Source organism: Mixta mediterraneensis, assembly GCF_030283135.1.
GTDB classification, from domain to species: Bacteria; Pseudomonadota; Gammaproteobacteria; order Enterobacterales; family Enterobacteriaceae; genus Pantoea; species Pantoea mediterraneensis.
Window position 1 is genome coordinate 25,315 of sequence record NZ_JASUAZ010000024.1, and the last position, 15,268, is coordinate 40,582.

At 60.2% G+C, this 15,268-nt stretch carries 14 protein-coding genes; 11 read left to right on the forward strand and 3 right to left on the reverse strand.

The window, feature by feature from the left end; translation table 11 throughout:
- Positions 1–5 precede the first annotated feature (5 nt).
- From QRY16_RS14290 to QRY16_RS14325, 8 genes are read left to right on the forward strand one after another with little or no spacing between them, the layout of a single operon-like run.
- Positions 6–371 (forward strand): TIGR03745 family integrating conjugative element membrane protein, encoded by a 366-nt coding sequence (locus tag QRY16_RS14290; RefSeq protein ID WP_289777055.1) that lies wholly within the window; start codon positions 6–8, stop codon positions 369–371.
- 11 nt (positions 372–382) lie between these two features.
- Positions 383–748, forward strand: coding sequence for a TIGR03750 family conjugal transfer protein (locus QRY16_RS14295; protein ID WP_289777056.1), 366 nt, complete (start codon positions 383–385; stop codon positions 746–748).
- On the forward strand, positions 745–1,416 hold the full coding sequence (locus QRY16_RS14300) for a PFL_4703 family integrating conjugative element protein (protein WP_289777057.1): 672 nt from the start codon (positions 745–747) through the stop codon (positions 1,414–1,416). Before QRY16_RS14295 ends, QRY16_RS14300 begins: the two co-directional genes overlap by 4 nt.
- Positions 1,413–2,324, forward strand: a complete 912-nt coding sequence (locus tag QRY16_RS14305) for a TIGR03749 family integrating conjugative element protein (RefSeq protein WP_289777058.1) — start codon at positions 1,413–1,415, stop codon at positions 2,322–2,324. Before QRY16_RS14300 ends, QRY16_RS14305 begins: the two co-directional genes overlap by 4 nt.
- Positions 2,311–3,813, forward strand: a complete 1,503-nt coding sequence (locus QRY16_RS14310) for a TIGR03752 family integrating conjugative element protein (protein ID WP_289777059.1) — start codon at positions 2,311–2,313, stop codon at positions 3,811–3,813. The genes QRY16_RS14305 and QRY16_RS14310 overlap by 14 nt, the downstream gene beginning before the upstream one ends.
- 24 nt (positions 3,814–3,837) lie before the next feature.
- Entirely contained in the window at positions 3,838–4,251 is a 414-nt protein-coding gene (locus QRY16_RS14315) for a TIGR03751 family conjugal transfer lipoprotein (protein ID WP_289777079.1), read from the forward strand.
- Positions 4,251–7,118: a conjugative transfer ATPase gene (locus tag QRY16_RS14320; RefSeq protein WP_289777060.1), complete on the forward strand. Its 2,868-nt coding sequence runs from the start codon at positions 4,251–4,253 to the stop codon at positions 7,116–7,118. The genes QRY16_RS14315 and QRY16_RS14320 overlap by 1 nt, the downstream gene beginning before the upstream one ends.
- Positions 7,115–7,519, forward strand: coding sequence for an acetyltransferase (locus tag QRY16_RS14325; protein ID WP_289777061.1), 405 nt, complete (start codon positions 7,115–7,117; stop codon positions 7,517–7,519). Before QRY16_RS14320 ends, QRY16_RS14325 begins: the two co-directional genes overlap by 4 nt.
- Positions 7,520–7,747: 228 nt before the next feature.
- Here the strand turns inward: QRY16_RS14325 and QRY16_RS14330 are convergent, their stop codons facing one another.
- From QRY16_RS14330 to QRY16_RS14340, 3 genes are all read right to left on the reverse strand, one after another.
- Positions 7,748–11,110, reverse strand: a complete 3,363-nt coding sequence (locus tag QRY16_RS14330) for an autotransporter outer membrane beta-barrel domain-containing protein (RefSeq protein ID WP_289777062.1) — start codon at positions 11,108–11,110, stop codon at positions 7,748–7,750.
- A gap of 189 nt (positions 11,111–11,299) precedes the next feature.
- The gene (locus tag QRY16_RS14335) at positions 11,300–11,836 is read right to left on the reverse strand and encodes a hypothetical protein (RefSeq protein WP_289777063.1); all 537 of its coding nucleotides are present in this window, start codon (positions 11,834–11,836) and stop codon (positions 11,300–11,302) included.
- Between the two features lie 38 nt (positions 11,837–11,874).
- Positions 11,875–12,234 carry a DUF1090 family protein gene (locus tag QRY16_RS14340; protein WP_289777064.1) on the reverse strand — a complete coding sequence of 120 codons (360 nt, stop codon included), beginning with the start codon at positions 12,232–12,234 and terminating at the stop codon, positions 11,875–11,877.
- A gap of 109 nt (positions 12,235–12,343) precedes the next feature.
- Between QRY16_RS14340 and QRY16_RS14345 the strand changes: the two genes are divergently transcribed.
- From QRY16_RS14345 to QRY16_RS14355, 3 genes are read left to right on the forward strand one after another with little or no spacing between them, the layout of a single operon-like run.
- On the forward strand, positions 12,344–12,742 hold the full coding sequence (locus tag QRY16_RS14345; RefSeq protein ID WP_289777065.1) for a TIGR03757 family integrating conjugative element protein: 399 nt from the start codon (positions 12,344–12,346) through the stop codon (positions 12,740–12,742).
- Position 12,743: 1 nt separating this feature from the next.
- On the forward strand, positions 12,744–13,751 hold the full coding sequence (locus tag QRY16_RS14350) for a TIGR03756 family integrating conjugative element protein (protein WP_289777066.1): 1,008 nt from the start codon (positions 12,744–12,746) through the stop codon (positions 13,749–13,751).
- Positions 13,752–13,771: 20 nt separating this feature from the next.
- Complete coding sequence (locus QRY16_RS14355) at positions 13,772–15,265, forward strand: integrating conjugative element protein (RefSeq protein WP_289777080.1); 1,494 nt, start codon at positions 13,772–13,774, stop codon at positions 15,263–15,265.
- Positions 15,266–15,268 lie beyond the last annotated feature (3 nt).

The window sequence follows — 15,268 nt, forward strand, 5'->3', positions numbered from 1 at the left end:
CTGTTATGAACCCTGTTGTACAACGTTTACGCTGTTTTTCACCGCGCACGGCGCTGATACTTTCCCTGGCCTGGCTGGTCACTCAGCCAGCCCTTGCGGGACTGCCCAATGTTGAACCGCCGTCATCAGGCGGCGGTGGCGGTCTGATGAACACGCTGAAGGGATATCTCCAGGACGGGCTGGTCATCCTGGGCTTGGTTGCGGCGGCCGCCGCGTTCCTGGTGGTGGCGAATGCGGCAATCACTACTTTCCACGAGGTGCGTGAGGGAAAATCCAACTGGGGTAAATTTGGCGCCATTATCGTGGTCGGCGTCGTGCTGCTGGTTGCCGTTATCTGGCTGGTCGGCAAATCTGCTGAAATCCTGGTGTAAGGATACCCGCCATGCAGACTATTCGTTTTCTGCCCGACCGCCTCAACGCCGAGCCGGTGGTGTTCCGCGGATTTACCACCCCGGAGATGGGACTGGCCGCGATGGCAGGCACGGGGCTCGGCCTGCTCGCCTCGCTGCCGTTTCTTCCGCTTGCCGGCTGGGTGGTGGTGCCCACCGGCATGCTGGTGATGCCCCTACTGGTTATCTGGTTTGGCGGCAGCCGGCTGACGCGACTTAAGCGCGGCAAGCCGGAGAACTACATCTGGCAGCGTCTTGAGATGCGTAAGCGCCGCATCGGCTGGGGCGACTCCGCCCTGATTATCGATAAACAGGGCTGGTCATTGCGTCGCAGCCGCTACGTTAAGGGGGGCGCATGAGTCGTTTCCGACACGCGGTAAAAAACCGCGACCAGCATATTCTTACCCTGCGTATTGCCTGCGGCGTGCTGGTCCTTTTTCTGCTGGTCACCAGCATCGGCTGGATGCGGGCACCGGCTAACCTCACCATCCACAATCCGCCGGACCTGCGCAGCGGCTCAACGCGAGCCTGGTGGGAAGTGCCGCCATCCACGGTGTACAGCTTTGCCTTCTATATCTTCCAGCAGCTTAACGCCTGGCCGAAAAACGGCGAAGCAGACTACCCGGCAAAAATCAGCGCTCTGTCACCCTACCTGACGCCCTCATGTCAGACCGTCCTGCAGGCGGAGGCGAAAAAGCGCAGCGACAGCGGCGAGCTGGCCGGCAGGACGCGCGTGGTGTTCGAAATCCCCGAGCACGGTTATGGCGGCCGTTATAACCCGAGTCCGGTGACGGTGAAGGGCCGGGATAACTGGGTGGTGCGCCTTGACCTGGTGGCGGACGAGGCCTTTGCCGGCGAGCCGGTCAAGCGCGCGCTGACCCGCTACCCGCTTAAAGTGGTGCGTGCCGAAGGCGATGCGGAGCGCAATGAGTTCGGGCTTGCACTGGACTGTTACGACAGCATGCCGCTGCGTCTTGCCGCCGCCCCGGAAACACCGACCCCGGAGAAAAAAGGAGTATTCCAGTGATGAAATTACCTGTACTGGCGCTTTCCCTGAGTTTACTGCCACCGGTCCTGATGTTCACAACGCAGCCTGCCCAGGCAGAGGAGCTGATGAAATGGGAGCGTATTCCATTACAAATCCCGCTGGCCGTCGGCCAGGAGCGGGTGCTGTTTGCCGATAAAAATGTGCGCGTCGGCTTCCCGCCGGCGCTCAACGGTAAGCTGCGGGTGCAGAGCAGCGGCGGCGCAGTCTATCTTAAAGCCGACAGCGCCTTCCCGCAGACCCGCCTGCAGCTGCAGGATGTGGAGAACGGGGAGGTCATTCTCCTCGATGTTACCGCGTCTGACAAAGGCTCTGCCGAGCCGGTGCGCATCGTCTATAGCGGTGAGGTGACGTCGGTCAGCAGCAATGACGCTCCCGGCCCATCGGGCGGCAGTAGCGCCACATCCGGATCTGATGGCGAGTCACAGGCGAAACGCAGGAAAATCAAATACAGCGCGCCGTTGCCGGTGGTGCTGGCCCGCTATGCGGCACAGAGCCTGTACGGGCCGGTGCGGACGGTTGAAGCCGTTCACGGTATTCGTCCGGTTAACCACCACCTGCCCGTGCGTATCACCACGCTGTACCCGTCCGAGCCGCTGACTATCACGCCGCTGGCAGGCTGGGGCACTGGCAGCCGTAACGTGGTGGCCCTGAAGGTGCAGAACACCGCCAGTCGCAAAATCACCCTCGACCCGCGCCTGCTGCAGGGGCAGTTCGTCACCGCCACCTTCCAGCACCGTTATCTTGGGCCCGTGGGGACGCCGGAAGACACCACCACCCTGTATCTGGTGACGGCCGGTCGCCCGGACGGTGCCTTCATCGCTGAGCCTGCGGTAACACCCAAAACAGTGAAAGCGGCGAAACAAGGGGGCAACCATGGCAGGCGTTAAATCCAATCTGTTGCCGAAGGTGGTTGTTGCAGGCGTGCTGGCCGCCGCCATTGCGGTTGGGCTGAAAAGCTGTGGTGGTGGCAGAACGACGGAGTCGTCATCACCGGGCCACCCGGTGCTGGGTAGCCTGTCGCAGGAGGAACTGCATGCGCTCGGTGTCGAAGGCGATACGCCGGAAGATACGCTGCGCACGCTGATTGGTACGTTGCGCACCACCAGGACCCGGCAGGCAGAGCTGCAGAAAAATATTGATAAGGTGCTCAAAGAGAACGAGGCACTTCGACGACGCGACCAGAATGTCTCCGGTCAGGTGAGCAACGCGATGGCTGACTTCGGGAAGCAGGCGCAACAGCGCCAGCAGCAGCTCGAGCAGGAACAGCAGACGCTGATGGGTAAAATCCAGAGCCTGACCGACCAGCTTGCCCTGAATAAGGACAAAGCCAGAAGCGACAGCGATATCCCGCTGGGGCTTGGCCTGGATGGCATGGGTGCCGGCGAAAGCAGTGCCACAGCGGGCAGCGATGGCCTGATGTGGGTGGGGCCGAAGGACCAGAAAGAACCCGACCCGCGCCAGGCAGGCAGCGCGAAAGACGGGCCGCAGTTCCCGACGTCGTTTCTGGCCGATAACGCGCTGACCCGCCAGAAAGCCGCGTATGAGCAGCAGGTGAAAGGTCACACCAATGAAAAAGGGGCTGAAGAGCATGCTGAGCCGGTGTTCACGCTGCCCGAGAACTCGACGCTGGTCGGCAGCCGCTCGATGACCGCACTGCTGGGCCGCGTACCGGTTAATGGCACCGTAACTGACCCCTATCCGTTCAAACTGATGATTGGCAAAGACAACCTGACGGCCAACGGCATTGAATTACCGGATGTTGAGGGGGCGATTGTCTCCGGCACCGCCAGTGGCGACTGGACGCTGTCGTGCGTGCGCGGCCAGGTCAACAGCATCACCTTTGTGTTTGCCGACGGCACCGTGCGCACGTTGCCAAAACCCAACACCAACATGAATGCCAATGGAAATAACACGAATTCTGGCGGCAATGCGAAGGACGTCAGCACCAGCGCCGGTATCGGCTGGATTTCGGATGACAACGGTATTCCGTGCATCGGCGGCGAGCGCAAATCCAATGCCTCGACCTATCTGCCAACCATTGCCGCCCTGTCTGCCGCCAGCGCCGCCGGCGAGGGTATCAGCCAGGGGCAGTACACCACGCAGAACAACGTCAACGGCATCACCTCGACCATGACCGGCAGTGCCGGCCAGGCGATGCTGGGCAAGGCGCTGTCCGGCGGAATGAAAGAGACAGTCGACTGGGTGCGTGAACGTTACGGCATGATGTTTGACGCCGTGTACGTGCCGCCAGGCCAGACGCTGGCGGTGCATATTACCCGCCAGCTGGCGCTGGATTACGAGGACAGGGGCCGCAAAGTGCGTTATGACGACTTCAGCCTGCCGGACGCTGACGGCAGCACCGGCGGTCTGGACTGAACACAGGGGAAATATTTCATGATGATGAAAAAAACAGAGGTGACGATGGCCGCTGTTCTGATTGCCACATTGCTGAGCGGCTGCTCGACATCAAAAGAAGATATGTTGCCAGCCGGTGATAATACCATGCTGGAACTGTGGCAGGGTAAAGACGGCGGCGGCTCCGCGCGCAATGCTGTAGCCGCCCGTGACAGCCTGCGCAGGCCGCTCACTGACGGGGAACAGCAGTCGGCGACCGCTGCCGATAGCAGCTACAGCCGCACGCAGGAAAGCGAAATCAGCCAGCAGTTTCCGCGCCTGCCCAATCCTGACCTGGTGATGTACGTGTTTCCCCATCTGGCCAACGGCAACACGCCGGTGCCGGGCTACAGCACCGTGTTTCCGTTCTACAGCCAGGTGCAATACGCGATGCCGGGCGAACGGACGGAGGCGTACTGATGCGATTTTCCCTGTTTGATAAAAAGCGCCTGACGCGCCGGAAGCCGGCGACCTCTGTCGACGTTACCCCTGAAGCCATGATGGTCACCGGTGAGGGTGTGCCGCTGACGGTGGCCGGACGCGCAGCCCTGACGCGTCCGGGGAAAATGACGGTAAAGGACGAACAGCAGCTGTATCACGCCAGTCCCTCCATCATTGATTACCTGCCATGGGCGGAGTTTCTTGACCGGGAACAGTGCATTCTGCTGGACGACGGCGTCTCGGTGGGTGCCGTTTTTGACATCACGCCGGCGGCCACCGAGGGCCGTACCGCCGACCGCCTGGAGCAGATGCGCGACACGGTGGAAGACGCGCTGCAGGATTCGTTTGACGAGCATGACGAAAACCCCTGGGTGGTGCAGTTCTTTTGCCAGGATGAGAACAACGTTGATGCGTATATCGACCGGCTGAGAAACTACGTCAAACCCCATGCCCGGGGCAGCGCGTTCACGGAAGACTGGTTAAAAGAAACGGAGCGTCACCTGCGCGGCGTCGCGCGGCAGGAGGGGCTGTTTAAAGACACGCTGATCACCGACCAGCCGTGGCGCGGGCAGCAGCGCAGGACCCGCATGGTGGTGTACCGCCGGATCGGTAAAAGCAACGCTGACCCGATGCCGCCGGTGGCCATGCTGAACCAGACCTGTGAGCGCGTCACCGGCGCGCTGGCCGGAGCGGGCATTATCTGTGTCCGCCAGAACGGGGCGCAGGTGCATGACTGGCTGCTGCGTCACTTTAACCCCGAACCTGAGTGGGTGGATAAAGAGGCGCTGTACCGCGAGGCAGCGTATTTTGACAGCCGTGATACGCCGGATGGCGCGATGCCAGTAATGAACGACTTTGCCGAGACGCTGTGGTTTACCCCGCCGCAGTCCGATCCGCAGCACGGCGTGTGGTGGTTCGATAACCAGGCGCACTGCGCCATTCCGGTTGAAAAACTGCGCCACCCCCCGGAGCCGGGCACCCTGACCGGGGAAATGAAGCGCGGTGAGAAGAAAATCAGCGCGCTGATGGATGCGTTCCCGGAAGGGACGATGGTGTGCATGACTGTCGTGGTGCAGCCACAGGACCGGCTCGAGAATGATTTCAACCGGCTGTCAAAAAACGCGGTTGGCGAGAATACCGAATCCGGCCGCGTGCGCCAGGACGTGGCTCAGGTAAAGGAATACCTTGGCAACCGCCACAAGCTGTACCGGGCTGGCATCACCTTCCTGCTGCGCGCCGCTGACCTGACCACACTGAACCACAGGCGTGTTGCCCTGACTAACATCCTGCTCGGTGCCGGTCTGCAGCCGGTACGTCCGGAGTTTGACGTGGCACCGCTCAATACGTACCTGCGGGCGCTGCCGATGTGCTTTAACCCCGAGACCGACAAAAAACACTGGTACACGCGCCTGACCTGGGTGCAGCACCTGGCGGGCTTATTGCCGGTGACCGGGCGGGAGACCGGCACCGGTAACCCGGGCTTAAGCTTTTTCAACCGCGGCGGGGATACGCTGACGGTTGACCCGCTCAACAGGCTCGATCGCAGCCAGAATGCTCATTTACTGCTGTTCGGGCCGACCGGGGCGGGCAAGTCGGCGACGCTGTGCGCGGCACTGTCGCAGGTGATGGCGGTGCACCGCCCGCGGCTGTTTATTGCCGAAGCGGGGAACTCGTTTGGTCTGCTGGCCGATTACTTTGCCAGTCAGGGGCTTACCGTCAATAAGGTGAGTATCAAACCGGGCAGCGGCGTCTCGCTGCCGCCGTTCTCGTATGCGCACAAACTGGTTGAGGACCCGCAGACCGCTCTGGCGCTGGATGAAAACAGCCTGCCGGATATCGATGCTGATGATGACGAAGATGGCGACAAACGCGATTACCTCGGCGAAATGGAAATTTCGGCGCGCATGATGATCACCGGCGGTGATGCGGGGGAAGAGGCCGGGCTGAAACGCGCCGACCGCGCGATGATCCGCGAAGCGCTGCTGATGGCGGCGCGTCAGACGTATGACGAGGGGCGGCAGATGTTGCCCTCCGATCTGCAGAAGGCGCTGTATGTCATTTCCCGGGACGACGGCAGCGAGATCCGCAACGCGCAGCGACGGGCCAGAGCGGCGGAGATGGCGGAGTCGCTGGGGATGTTTACCCAGGCCGGGAGCTTTGAAGCGGAGCTGTTTAACCGCGAGGGCAGCCTGTGGCCGGAGGCGGACGTGACGATGATTGATCTCGGTCACCTGGCGCGCGAAGGGTATGAGGCGCAGATGGCGCTGACCATGGTGAGCCTGACCAACACCATCAACAACATTGCCGAACGTGACCAGTACTCTGCACGGGATATCGTGTTTACGGTGGATGAGGCGCATATCGTGACGGTGAACCCGCTGCTGGCACCGTACATGACCAAAATCGTCAAAATGTGGCGCAAGCTGGGCGCCTGGCTGTGGCTGGCGACGCAGAACCTGCAGGACTTCCCGGACATCGCCGCGAAGATGCTGAACATGGCGGAGTGGTGGATTTGTCTCACCATGCCGCCGGAAGAGGTGAATGAGATTGCCCGCTTTAAGGCGCTGACTGACGAGCAGAAAGTCGTGCTGTTATCGGCCGGCAAGCTGTCCGGCTGCTATACCGAAGGCGTGGTGCTGTCGAAAAAGCTCGAAGCGCTGTTTCGGGCGGTGCCCCCCAGCCTGTACCTGGCGCTGGGGCAGACGGAAAAAGAGGAGAAGGCCGCCCGCCGTGCACTGATGGACGAGTACGGCTGCAGTGAGCTGGACGCCGCGTATAAAGTGGCGGAAAGCATGGACAGAAAACGGGGCATTCCGGCCCGGTCTGCGGGGGAGGCTGCGGCATGATGGCCCTGAAGTACCCGGAGCCAGTTGTCTGTGCTCATCATACTGGCAGCAGCCCCTCGCTGTTTTCACTGCCGCCACAGGGCCCGGCAACGGTCAGCGTCATGCACGGGCAGGCACTGGATACGCTGTACCGCGCCATCACGGCGCGGCTGTCCGGGCCGGTCACACTGACGGTTCACCCACACCGGAATGGCAGCCGCAACAGCGTGGCCCTGCATCTGCAGGGACGACTGGGGCGCTGCATCGATTTGCTGGTAACGGTGACAGGCAACACTCTGTGGCTACTGCCGGAGCATTACGCGCATCCCCGCTGGTATATCACGGTACCGGATGCGGCGGACGTGGTGTATCTGCTGCTGTATCTGAATAATGTTCTGCACCGGCCTCTGGTGGCAGCCTGATCGCAGGAATAAGTTATGGCGTTTTGCGCGCTGGCTTTTACCGGGATTTTACGTTGACAGGGGACTGGTCAAGTGTTTCAGGCTGCTCCTGAAGCGTTCCATTTACCGCATTATCCCTGTAGGTTCCCACATCTTCCATGCTGCTTCTGAGACAATGGTAGTTACAAGGCTCATACCCAGTGATGCCTGACTCTCAGGAAAATATTTTGGGTGGCTTCCACTGTGCCCCTACCATGTCCAGCGCACGCCGACATTCCCGGTGACCACGCGCTGATGCTCGCCGCCAAGATTAGCCAGGTAACCCGTCGTGGCATACAGGCTGCCGTTCTGGCTAACCTGCGCCACCAGTCCCGCCCCCACCTGCCCGGCAGTTTGTCCGATGCTGTTCGCTATGGTGGTACTGCCATCGAAAGCCGTTTCATCATCCTGCCCGAATGACCGCAGAACGTTGGCACGCAAATAAGGCTTCCAGTTAACGCCGTTTGCCTCGAGCGCCCATTGCAAACGCGCGCCGACTCGCCCCTGTAGGGTATTGCCGTTGTTCCAGCGAACGTCGGAAACCCCGTCATTCAGCGAACCCAGCGAGGTTCTCTGCCAGACCAGCTGCGCCTGGGGTTCCAGGGTTAGCCCTTCGCTTAAGCTGACAGGAAGCCCCGTTTCAATAGAGCCGGTAATCGCATTGCCACTGGAGGACGCGCCCACGCCGTTCACCGAATTCGTACTCAGCCGCAGCGCGCTGCCCATTAATACCGTGTCCGTATACCAGCCGGAAGACGCAACCCGGGTCCAGTACGCCCCATAGTTGTAGTTATTAAGCTGTAATTTCCCAACCCGCATCCCTTGCTTTGCCAGTGCAAACCCGTCGACATCACCGGTGGCTCTGGAGAAACCGAACAGCACGCCAACATGGTGGGTCGCACCGCCGTCCTGCGTAGCGGTATACAAATCCTGCCCCAGCTGCAGCCCCCACAGCGTGCCGTTGAAGGAAGGATTAACATCACCGCGCTGGTGAATATCCGCGTGACTTCCCCAGCTTCTGGCCCAGAATGCCGGGGCTTTGCTATCGCCGGTGAGCAGGCTCTGCTCACCCTGACGGTCGTGGAAAGTGTCGATCTGCTGGAGATTAAGCTGGCGGACAACCGCAGGTGCTTCTGCGTAAAGCGCCACCTCTGGGCGGTAAACATTTATCGTCTCGCTGCCGCCCGAAACCTGACCGCCCCTGCCTGCCTCGACGATGGAGTCTGGCGTTCCTTCCGCCGGTGTAACCGGAGTCACGCTTTCCGGAGGCGTTGGCGCCCCTTCTCCCGGCGTAACCGGAGGCGTTGGCGTCCCTTCATCCGGTGGAACCGGCACGACAGGCTGGACGACAACGGTATTACGCAGATACCAGCTGTTATTGCTGCCGTCCGACACTCCGCCCTTCGCCAGATAGTATGAATAAGCCCCGGCGCTAAGGGTGCTGCCGGACAGACGAAAGGTATTCGCCGAGCTGGTCGCGCCGTTGATGGCTTGCACAACCTGGATCCCGTCCGCATGCGTTTGCGCCCCACCGCCTCCGCTGTTGGTCACGGCCAGCGTGCTGCTGCCCGTTGCGCTGCCGCCGTTGAGGATTAATCTGTCCGAAGCCGCACCGTCACCCGCCAGTACAGAGTTCAGCGCAATCGTGGCGTTCTGACCGCTGTAGTTGCCTGCAACAGTCAGGGTATTGCCTACACTGCTGCCGCCGAGCTGAATCAGCCCCGGGTTGGTTAGATTGCCATTGATGTTGAAGTTGCCCACAGGGCCAGCAGAAAGATACGGCAGCGCATTGGCCACCCCGAGCGTTCCGCTATTTGTGACGTCGCCAGTTACCGAGCCGTAACCCCCGAGCACGGCACCGGAAGCGACCATTGCGCCACCAGCAATAGCCGCTGAAGCGTGGGTACTCTCCCCGACCACTAGCGTACCGGCATATACCCCTGTGATGCCTGCATAGCTGTTGACACCATTAAGTACCAGCGTACCACTGCCCAGTTTGGTTAACCCCCCCGCACCGGTTATCCCCTGCCCTATAGTTGAGGTGAAACCCTGGGTATCAATGGTCCCGCTATTGGCCGTTATCGACACCGCACGGGATGGCGCAAGGTCAAAAGCGCTGCCGAACTGAAGCGTACCGCCATTAAAAATAAGCCCGCCCGCAGCCGCCCCAAGTGCACTATCTGCGGCAGCCTGAAGCATCCCACCGGTAAGCGTCGTCCCGCCGCTGTGGCTGTTGACCCCCGTAACCCGTAGCGCGCCGCTACCGCTTTTCTCAACGGCACCGCTCCCTGTGATAACCCCCGAATAGTCGCCATCACTGTTTTGCAGGAAGCGAACCCATCCGCTGTTGTTCACCGACAGCGGCAGGTTGGTTGAATTCGCCTGAAGCGTCGCGCCGCTGCTTACCGAAGCCGTCACCGAACCGGTGCTGGTGCCTAGCGTGCCGGTGAGATCAAGCGTTCCGCTTTGCACCAGGGCGGTGGTGAACGCGCCGGTGCCGGCCCAAGTCCAGTCGCTGCCCTTCATGGTTAGCGTCCTGAAGTGAGTAAAAGCGTTAGACGCTGTACCCGTTCCCTCTAACGTGACGGCGCTATTGCCCCGTCCGCCGTCAGCGAGGCCGATAATTTGCGAGCCGGTCTGGAGCGTCAGGGCAACATCGCCGTTGCCGCCCTGAATGGCGATGCCGCCTCCCCCCTTAATCAATCCGGCATTAGTGATAGCCGTCTTGCCGTTGGCGGAGCGGATCCCGATGCCGTTATTACTGATAATTTGCCCGCCAGCCAGGTTATTAATGGTGGCAGTAAAACTGCTCCCAAGGGTATTCGACACCACCCCATCAACGCTGCCGCTCGACGTCGCCGTCCCGGTAGACTGAATTAAGCCACTGTTATTCAGCGTGGCGTTATTCCCCTGCATATAAACCGTCGGCGCATCTCTGCCTGTAGTGGTCAGCTTGCCACTGTTGTTAACCGTGCCGCTCCCCCCCAGTAATGAAATCGCTCTGGCGTTGCTGCCCGAGGTCGTTACCGTTCCGGTATTGGTCATCGTATTTCCCGACGCGCCCGGATTGCTTTGCCCCCAGGCGGCGTTCATGCCGTAGGAGTTGTTGCCTGTGGTGGTAATCGCTCCATTATTTATCAGGGTGTTATTATTACCGTTGGCCGCCATACCGTCGTTGTAGGCACCGGTGGTACTCAGCTTGCCCGACGTGCCATTAGTCAGCGTGTTGCCGCTGGCTGTGCCGATGAGCACAGCGCCACGGTTGGCAACGCCGCTTCCGTCGCCAGATAAGCCCAATGAGCCGTTATTAGTGATGGAACTGGAGGTGTCTACGGAAAAGGGTGTCGGTGTACCGGAATGAGAAAAACTGCCGGATGCCGTTGAATCGATATTAATCGTGACATTGTTACTGCCGGTTGCTGCCACCACGCCGGCAGTTGTCACCCCGGTACAAGTGATGGTGGCGCCACTTACAGGAGAAGTGGATGAACAGGCTGCGATGGTGGCTAACGGCAGCGAACCGCTTAAACCAGCAAGGCAAACAGGGACCAGAGGGAGGACTTTTATTTTCATGTTTTATCTCGCATCAAGAAAAAGCGCATGTATTCAATGCGTTGATCGAGCATTAAGCAAACAACGAAAATGTTAGTGTTACATGCCTACATTTCAGGGGGCTTAAACCGTTCACTTTTTTGCTCATCCACATGGCGATACATACATTGAATACATGATCTCATTATAGATGTGAGTTTAATGTCCTGTTTATTCGGCCAGAATAGTTTTCCGTGGTTCGTATTGCCGCCCACCCACCCGTCCAGGCTGTTGCTCGCTGATGAGTGAGCAATTCAGCATGACAGTCTGGCGGTTAACTTCGGACAGAGCGCCATCGATAGCGTCACAGGCGAGAATATTATCAGGCCAGTGGTGTCGTGCCGAATACACGTTGACGTCCACCTGTACGCCTTCTTTAATCCAGTCAAGCCTCTCTGACTTCAGGCTCGACGGGGCAAACCGGGCTACTCCAGCGCTGGCGGGCAGAAGAATTTGCGGGCGACCGAGATCAATTTGTCCGACATCATCTGCGGCATTTTCTTTTCCCGGGAGTGGCCATCCGTACCAGCTTGCAGAAACAATAATACTTTCATTTCCGCGTAGCAGGGCCTCTCTGGCCTGAGGCGATAAATCGACCTGAACCTGCATAAGTGGTTTTTTCTGAAAAGCTTCAGGTGCAGTGTTTCTCTGCGCACACCCAATGATGAACAGCACGGGAAGCAGGGAAAATAAATAACGTCGTTTCATTATTTGCATCATTCCTGTGATTACCCCTGCCGGGAAAACTAATCATCACGGGCATTGTCAAGATCGTCCTCTGCACGCTCCAGCTTTTTGCGAAGCTCCTTAACCTTGCGCTCTTTTTGTCGTATGTCATCTTCATCGCTGTATCGCCAGGATGGATCCCTGCAGTTCCTTTTTACCTCTGATAAGGCGCGTTCCAGACCTGCAAGCTCATGTGCGTTATTGTATTTTTTCGCATAGCTCATCTGACGCTGGATGGCCTCCTTTCTCTGCTCACAGCTCTGGTTTTTTGCCACGGCCTCTGTGAGGGGGCAGCCAGCAACTGCCAGTACGAGGGGAAGGGAAAGTATTTTTTTCATACGCAACTGCCATCTCCATTGATATTTGCGGGCATTATCCATTTATTGTGCAGGGAATTAAATTATCACAATCCGGTAAAGAGTTCTTTGCTGTGCTGAAAATCTGAACGTTGCACCCTGTGTGGCTCCAGTCCACGCAGGAGTGCAGGTCATGAAAATCCCTTTGTTGCTGACGCTATTCCCTCTGCTGATGCCGGCATCGGTTTACGCCGGTACGGTACTCTATACCGATTCTCACCATCCCCCGCGCAACGCGGATGCGTCAGTGGCCGTCATTTATCTCGACGGTCCGGAGCAGCTGCAGGCGCAGATATTCGGGGCGCTGCCTTCTGACCCGGATGAGGCAGCGCGTCAGGCGAAAGCCATTATCCGCTCACCGCAGTGGCGGGAGCACGAACAGCAACTGACAACCGCCTGGCGAGCCGTGGTCCGCGCCCGGGAGCTGGGGATTAAAAAAGTGCCGGCGGTGGTGTTCGATGACCAGGATGTGGTGTACGGCACGGCCGACGTGGCGCAGGCCGCTGCGCTGCGCGCGCAGGGAGGACGGTGAGATGCAGCAACCCCCTTCATATCGGGTGATCCAGCGGCAGTCACGCCTTAACCTCACATCCCTTAGTGTAGCCATTATGCTGTCAGCGGCCAGCGTACCGGCCGCGACGGCGGCACTGAACAGCGCGCAGATTGTCGCCAGCGCGGTATCGCAGGCCTGCATCAGCTGGCGCGTCAGCGGCATCTGCTACTGGCTGTTCTGCACGCCATTTGGCTGCAAGGTGCGCACCTCGGTCAAAGTGACCCACTTTATTCCGCAGGCGGTGGTGTCGGTCTACCACACGCCGGGCGGCAATCCCTGGCAGGAAATGGCGATGGTCAGCCAGAGCACGGGCGGCCTGGAGAACGGCATCACCGGTGCGCTGGCGGGCGTGTCTGCCGGCGGCGGCAACAGCGCGCTGAAACTGCCCGGCCAGCGCCAAACCAACCTGCATTTCAAATATGCCGATGCCTTCGGCCATCCGGCGACCTCTTTAATCGGCGGCAGCATCTCCGGCTACTCGTGCCGCAGTGCGGCAACGCCGTTTGTTCCCTATTTCCTCAGCACGCTGGACAGCCTGGTCTGGCGCAGCGGCATGCCGGAGTCGCTTTATCCCGAGGCGCTGATTCCGGGGCAGCGCGAGCTGGGTAGTCAGGCTGCTGCGAACATGTGGGGCAACGTTTATCCCCGCTCGGGGTTTGTTACTCAGGTTGATGATGACAAGGCGGGGGCCCTGGTGGCGCAGCGCGTGGCTGACATTATTACGCGTACCGGTCAGCCCCACGTCTATCAGCCGCTGACGGGTCAGCGTTCAGAAGGCTACTGGCCGCCGGATGCAGTTAAAGAGAACACCGGGACCCGCAACCACCAATGGCAGCGCCTGTCGCCGCAGCTCAGCTCCTCCTGCGCGGTATTTCCTGATGGCGAACATCCGGCTGCTGCCGATGCGAACGCCGCCTTTGCCCTGTGGCAGCCCTACAGCTGCTGCCAGCGCCGCGGGCAGCGCTTCCTCTACAACACCGATTATTAACGGAGTCATAAACGATGGTGATGAAAAACACAAATGATGGGGTATACCGGGAGCGATGCAGCCTGTCGCCCCGGGCTGTTGTGATAAGCGGTCTGCTGTTCACTGTAATCAGCAGTGGCGCATTTGCAGATAACAATGAGGGGAGCGGCAGGCTGTTTGACGTGTCGTTACCGCAGGTGAACGACAGCAATATCGGCTACGGGAAAAACGCCAGCGGTGCGGTGTCGGACAAGCTGTTTTATTCGCTGGGCGGCGGCTCGGTGATTTCCCAGCCGCCGAGGCGCAGCAATATGCAGCGCCTCGGCATGAACCTCGGCTGGAGCTCGGATTTGATGTGCGGCAACTTCGACCTGAAAACCACTGTCGGCAATCAGCTCAACGGGGTGACGGACGGATTTAAGAGCCTGATGGGCAACGTGATTCAGGGGGCGACCGGGGCGGTGGCCAGCCTGCCCGCGATGATTATCCAGCGCGCCAACCCCGGCCTGTATGAAATGCTCAGCAACGGGGTGCTGCAGAGCGGCATCGCCTTCGACAAGGCGCAGCTCAACTGCCAGAACCTGTCGAAACGCATGGTGGCGATGAGCGACAGCGCCGGCTGGAGCCAGGCGGCGGCGATGGAGGAGGTGAAAAGCCTGGTGAACAGCGGCGACACGGACGCGGTGCGCTCGATGAACGCCACGGAAAAGGTCACCGGGCAGTCGGGCCAGACCTGGACCGGCGGGCAGAAGCGCGGCGGTGCCGGTCAGCCCGCCATCAAACCCACTCACGACCTGGTGGCCGCCGGCTACAACATGATGAACAGCCAGCCGGTGACCAGCACCGCCAGCGTCACCGGCGACAGCTGTACCGGCGGTGCCTGCGCGAAATACCCCAGCAGCGAAGCGGCGGCTGCCGCCGTGGTGAAGGTGCTGGGTGACACCTCGCTGCGCACCTGTAAGGACGCGGCGCAGTGCACCAGCGGTGACGGCACCGAGCAGGCGGGCAGCACCGTGGCCGGCACCGGCTTTGCCCCGATGCTGGAAGAGGCAACGAAAGTTAACAACGAGCAGCTGGCCCGGCTGGTCAACGGCGCTGAGAAGCCGACCGCCGCTAACCTGGCGAAGCTGAAAACCGGCAGCCTGGGCGTTACCGCCGGGGTTATCCGCGCCCTGCAGCGCGACCCGGACAACGCCGCGCTGGTTGCCCGCCTGGCCAGCGAGCTGGCGCTGGCCGATACCATTGAAACGGCGTTGATCATGCGACGGATGATAACCACCGGCATGTCAGAGCCAAACGCCGCGGCGCTGAAGTCAGCCACCGAAGAAGGCGCCCGCCGCATTGAGGCGCTGGACCGGGAAATTACCGCGCTGAAGAACGAGATGGAGATGAAGCGTGAAATATCCCGTAACGCGGTGCTGACCATTATCGAGCGGGAGAACAACCGCGCTGACATGAACCCGCAGCGCCAGGCAACCGACAACGCGGACGCCCGGTTTAATCAGCTTGCCGTGCCTGAAGGTGACAAAGAATGACAG